7 protein-coding genes are annotated in these 4,623 nt (G+C 65.7%); all 7 read right to left on the bottom strand.

Annotation, left to right across the window (positions count from 1 at the left end; genetic code table 11):
• On the bottom strand, positions 1–201 hold a 201-nt coding region (locus CSW58_RS15255), incomplete at its 3' end, for a hypothetical protein (protein WP_236627758.1).
• A 496-nt stretch (positions 202–697) separates the two neighbouring features.
• Positions 698–1,396, bottom strand: coding sequence for a hypothetical protein (locus CSW58_RS09895; RefSeq protein ID WP_099447171.1), 699 nt, complete (start codon positions 1,394–1,396; stop codon positions 698–700).
• A 55-nt stretch (positions 1,397–1,451) separates the two neighbouring features.
• On the bottom strand, positions 1,452–1,790 hold the full coding sequence (locus CSW58_RS09890; RefSeq protein WP_099447170.1) for a hypothetical protein: 339 nt from the start codon (positions 1,788–1,790) through the stop codon (positions 1,452–1,454).
• 177 nt (positions 1,791–1,967) lie between these two features.
• Positions 1,968–2,612 (bottom strand): hypothetical protein, encoded by a 645-nt coding sequence (locus tag CSW58_RS09885; RefSeq protein WP_099447169.1) that lies wholly within the window; start codon positions 2,610–2,612, stop codon positions 1,968–1,970.
• A complete protein-coding gene (locus CSW58_RS13765) occupies positions 2,605–3,369 on the bottom strand; it encodes a hypothetical protein (RefSeq protein ID WP_143755156.1) in 765 nt (254 codons plus the stop codon). The genes CSW58_RS09885 and CSW58_RS13765 overlap by 8 nt, the downstream gene beginning before the upstream one ends.
• Before the next feature lie 433 nt (positions 3,370–3,802).
• Entirely contained in the window at positions 3,803–4,045 is a 243-nt protein-coding gene (locus CSW58_RS09875; protein WP_099447172.1) for an AlpA family transcriptional regulator, read from the bottom strand.
• A gap of 290 nt (positions 4,046–4,335) precedes the next feature.
• On the bottom strand, positions 4,336–4,623 hold a 288-nt coding region (locus CSW58_RS14095; protein WP_161494597.1), incomplete at its 5' end, for a hypothetical protein.

The following is a 4,623-nucleotide window of genomic DNA, read 5'->3' as shown; positions in this document are numbered from 1 at the left end:
CAGAGCCACGCGCGCGCCGTCCGCCTTCAGCTTTCCAGTAGCCGCAGCCAGCCCGATCGTCAGACCCTTCTCGGCGTAGATCTCGGCTCGCTGCTCGCGTGCGCGCGCGTACTGTTGGCGCCGATCGCGGTCGTCCTCCAGCCAAGTGTGCGTGGAAGGCGGATCAAGACCAAGACGGCGACAGGCCTTCCGCAGCGACACTTTCCCTCCGCGACCATGCCCAGCAATGGCCAAGGTCAGCAGGCGCGGGCCGTCGTTTGGTGGGCAGTTCCGGACCGGGCTCGCCGTCCAGGGGCGGTTCGGGATCGGCCTGGGTCATGTCACCGGTATGCCCCTAGTGTTGGTGGTCGTCACGGTCTTGGTTCCTCATCTTTCCGGACGGCTGGCGCCCTTAGCGCCCGGACCAGGCCGGCCAATGCTGCGATCACCCCAGCGATGCCGGCCAGGACTTCGGGTTTGAGTACGTCGTTCATCTGTCGCTCCGCTACTAGGCGACCTGATGAATCGTGCAGATTCGGAGGCGGGGGGGTTAGCGACCTTCGGCGGGCTACAAGCGAACTGTGAGCGGGCGGCGGGATGGGTGCGGTGGGGATGCATGTCGGCTCCGTGATTTCGGCCTAAGCCTCTCGTCACGACATGATCTGCTCAACGCACGCTGCGTCAGGGCCCACGGGTCCCCATGCTGCCCCCGCCCATCTCAGGCTGTTCGAACTCCAACACGAGCGCTCGGGGGGCGGCGGCCACGGCTTGCGCCGTGACCTCCTCGTCGAAATTCTTCTCGCTCACGCCCACTGGTCCGCGGCGGCCAGGCGTAGCCGTGCTGGTTCAGGTTGGGCAGCTGGATGCGGGTCAGGCGGGCGACGTTCCCGGCGCCTCGGCCGACCGGCCAGATGAAGTTGCCGGCGCAGCCGCGGGCGGCGACTTCCGCCGATTCCAACCGTTCTCCGCCACCGGCCTTGTTGACGGCGCTGAGGCGGGCGTCGTTCGCATCCAGGCGCGTGAAAAGGTCGATGAGCTGCTCGGCGAGCTTGGGATAGACCTCGGCGATTTCCACCACCAGGGCGTCGCGCTCGGCCTTCGCAAGGGAATGCTCCTCCTGCTGCGAGGCCCTGACTTCCGCAGCGGCGAGGCTGGTGTGTCGCTCGGTCAGATGCTCGACCGCATTGGCCAGCCGCTCACGCTCGAACGCTAGGTCGGTGACTTCGGCCCGGGCCGCGCGTATCTCCGCGTCATCGGCCGTCGGGCTCATCGCGCGCTGGTGGGCAGCGGCAGTTTCCCGCTCGATCAGTTCCAGCCGGGCCTTCGTGTTGGTGAGGGCCGTCTTCACCCGGGCGGCCGGGACCTCGTTGAGGAGGCAGATGCGGTTTTCGTCGGCCTGGGTCGGGGTCTTGGTCATGGTCGTATCCTTCAAAGGGATGGAGGCGCGTCTCTCGACGGGCCAGGGAGAGGTGTTAGGCGGCTTCGCCCCGGAGGTGAGCCAGGTAGACGTCGCGGGCCGCCCTGGCGGTTGCAGCGGCGTCGGTAAGCTCCTGGTCGGTGACGATCGGGAGGGAGTGCGGCGCCGGCGCGTAGGTGCCGCCGGCGGTCAGGTCGCCGATGTAGGCGTCATAGGCGGCGACGGCGGCGTCCTGGGCCATCACGGCGCGCGTGGCGTCGATGACTTGCGCGGTCGTGACCTCAGCCGCCGGGCCGGCGCCGTCCATCATCGCGAACGACACGCGCAGGCACTTACCGGGCTTCACAACGCCGTTCGCGTCGACCGCATCGTCGAGTTCATGCTGCTGGAACATCTCAAGTCTCCTTCAGGGTTGCCGCCGGCTTGGCGGCTTCGGCGAGGGCGCGAGCGGTGCGCTCGGCCTCACGGCGACGGTGGAGCTCAGCCATGCGGCGAGCTTGGGTTTCGGCCTGGCAGCGGCGGGACAGTTTCGTCCGCCAGATGCCGGTGGGGACTTGGACGTAGCTGACCATTAGGTGAGCCCCGCTCTTGCGGGCGCGCTCGCCTCGCGAGCCAGGCGGGAATCCAATGGGGTCGGCTCCGGCTCTGGCGAAGCGGCTGACCGCTCAGCTTCAGACAGCCGGCTCAACAGGTGCTCGACCACGCGATGTTCGGACCGCCATTTCGCGCTGGCCTCGCCGCACGCGCCCACAACCTCGGCTACCGTTGGAAGGAAGCGTGAAGATCGGCGCAATTCGCGACAGGCCATGGCGATCGCGACAGCCGAAAATCCCATATCGACGACGTCGTGCAGTATCGATTCCATGTATGCGACGGCATTCTGGGGCCGACCATTCGGAAAGGCATCGACTAGCATGCCGACCATAGCCCTTGCCTGACCAGGCTGCGCTGGTTTGAGGTGCTCAACTATGTCCGCCAAGCGCCCTTCGAAGACGCTCCGAGGCGGCGCAGTTTCGAGCGCCATGCGAGCTCGCTTCCATCGCTGAAGGGGGGTCTCGCCGTGCTCCCAGCGCTGCAGCTCGTGAAGGGAGCCAGGCCAGTCGAACGATAGTTCTGCGATCGCGGCTTCGCTGCGTGCGAGGACCGTCGCAATGCTGACGCCTTGCCGGCCGGGCACGGCTGGTGCGCTCGCCTTCATGAGTTGCACGTCAGTCATTGCCGGCTCCAAGGGCCCATTGGGCCCCGCTGAGAGAGTTGCCGTGGTTTTGCGCTTCATCGGTCCAGCAGCCGCCGTTGAGCCATGTCACAGGGTTTTTCGCGTATCCCCGCCTTACCTTGTCGCTCTGGGCGTACTGCTCGGCGCCAGCGATCAGTTGATCCAAGGATGCTTCGCCGGATTTGATGATCCGATCGAACTTGGCCTTTGCGGTCTTCCTCCCAGTCTTGTTCGGGTAGGCGGTCCACCAGCGCTCAAATGGCGTGTCGGTGAAAAACGGGAGGACTTGGCCGGAGGGAAGGTCGCCACATGTGGTAACCGGATGATCTGACGGACAAGAGACGGATAGGGTGGCCGTGCTGCACCTAGGCGGGCCGTCAGATGCACCTAGGCGCGCTGTGACGTGCACCTTGGTGCCCCCCCTAAGTGCATCACCGTCACTTTGGGCCGCCGGCCTGAGTGCATCAGGTTCACCTTGGCTGGCGTCCCTAAGTGCATCACCGTCACTTTGGGCGGCGACAAGCAGTACGATCCTGTCGCTCGTCCTGGACCCATCGGTAGGGTTGAAGCGCCTGGATCTCCTTATGAAGGCTTGGCCAGCCGCGGCACCATCCGACCCCGTTTCGCCCCCCGCTAGGAGCTTCAGGGCCGCGATGACGGTGCGCTTGTTCAGCTCAGCGCGCTCGGCGATAGTGGCGACACCCACAATCGTGGAGAGATCGTCAGCCGAAGCGGCTTCGGCGAGAACTAGCAGCACGGCTTTCGCGGTCGAACTGCCGACACGCGCCCTCGCGGCCCATTGAGAAGCCGCCCAGCTCATCGGGCGCCTCCGCCAACGCGCACCTTCAGAAGTGACGCATCCCGCCTGGCGAGGGGTAACACAACGGCCCATGCGCCTCGGGCCTGGGCCTCATAGCCGTTCGCCATCCAACTAAGGGTGGCCAGGGTCTTCTCCGGCAGCTCCAGCCGGTGATTGCGGAGGCGCGCGGCCGACAGTTCGCATTCACGGGCCCAGGCCGCGGCCTCGCGAGCAGACATGCCGCGCCAGGCCCGATACGGGACCAGGATGACCATTGCTGGGGACGAAAGCCGCTGTTGTTCGCCGGCTGCGAGGGTGGGCGTCGTCTCGACGCGCGCTTGCGGGGCCATAGGATCACCGCCGCCCGATGGGGACATACAGAGCGATCACGTCAGGCCGTCTGGGCTTCGGAGGTCGAGAAGTGGGCGCGAGCATCGGCCCACTTCAGAAGATCCGCACGACGGTACCGAACGGCCTTAGCGCCCAGTCGATGCCAGCGCGGCCCGTTGCCCGACACGCGGAGATTTTCCAGGTACCCGGTGCTCAGACCGAGAAACGCAGCGGCATCTGGCGTGGCCAAGAATTCCGGCACGATGGCGCTGATCGCGCCCGGCGCCGAGGTGGCGAGTTGCATGTGTTGGCTCCATCCACCCGTGAGGAAGCTCATCGGGTAAGATGGTGATGGCGCAGATCGGTCACGCTGTGAGGGGGCAACCCCGGATAACCCCCGGGGACCCCGGGGTTACCCCCTGCGGGCCTGAAGGCTTCTAACCAATTCACGACGAGGCCATTTTCCCGTCCCGACTGGTCGATCCTCGAATTTGTCCGCTACCTTGATCTCGGTTGCAGTGTCTGGTGTTATTTGGAACCTATCGGCGACCCGACGCGAGCACTCCCCTAGTCCGATCTGTGGATTCTCCAGGATCAACTCATCGGCGTAGGACCGGCGGGGAAGACTGACTTCTCGCCTTTTTTCGGCGCCGCGAGCAGAGCCGGCCGCCGCGCTCCTCGCAACCCTCGACGGCCTTTTTTTGCAATGGGCAGCACCGTCTCTCGGGCTTCCGCTCTAGCCATCATGTAGCCGAACACGACAGCCGCCTCGTCGAGATCTCGAATGGAGGAAAACGCGTCCGTTGCCGCGCGATATTCGATCGGCAGGGCAAGGATCTGGCTTGGCAGGAGCCCCTCCGGCAGATGGTGGCGACCTTGGTC

It is taken from the genome of Caulobacter sp. B11, assembly GCF_002737765.1.
Taxonomy (GTDB): Bacteria; Pseudomonadota; Alphaproteobacteria; order Caulobacterales; family Caulobacteraceae; genus Caulobacter.
Note: the sequence above shows the minus strand (reverse complement) of the source record. Positions and strands in the feature narration are given on the sequence as shown.

Bases quoted from the DNA above. Each gene is read 5' to 3' on its own strand.
- CSW58_RS09875 (WP_099447172.1), bottom strand. From the start codon at position 4,045: ATGCAACTCGCCACCTCGGCGCCGGGCGCGATCAGCGCCATCGTGCCG.
- CSW58_RS09895 (WP_099447171.1), bottom strand. From the start codon at position 1,396: ATGACCAAGACCCCGACCCAGGCCGACGAAAACCGCATCTGCCTCCTC.
- CSW58_RS09890 (WP_099447170.1), bottom strand. From the start codon at position 1,790: ATGTTCCAGCAGCATGAACTCGACGATGCGGTCGACGCGAACGGCGTT.
- CSW58_RS09885 (WP_099447169.1), bottom strand. From the start codon at position 2,612: ATGACTGACGTGCAACTCATGAAGGCGAGCGCACCAGCCGTGCCCGGC.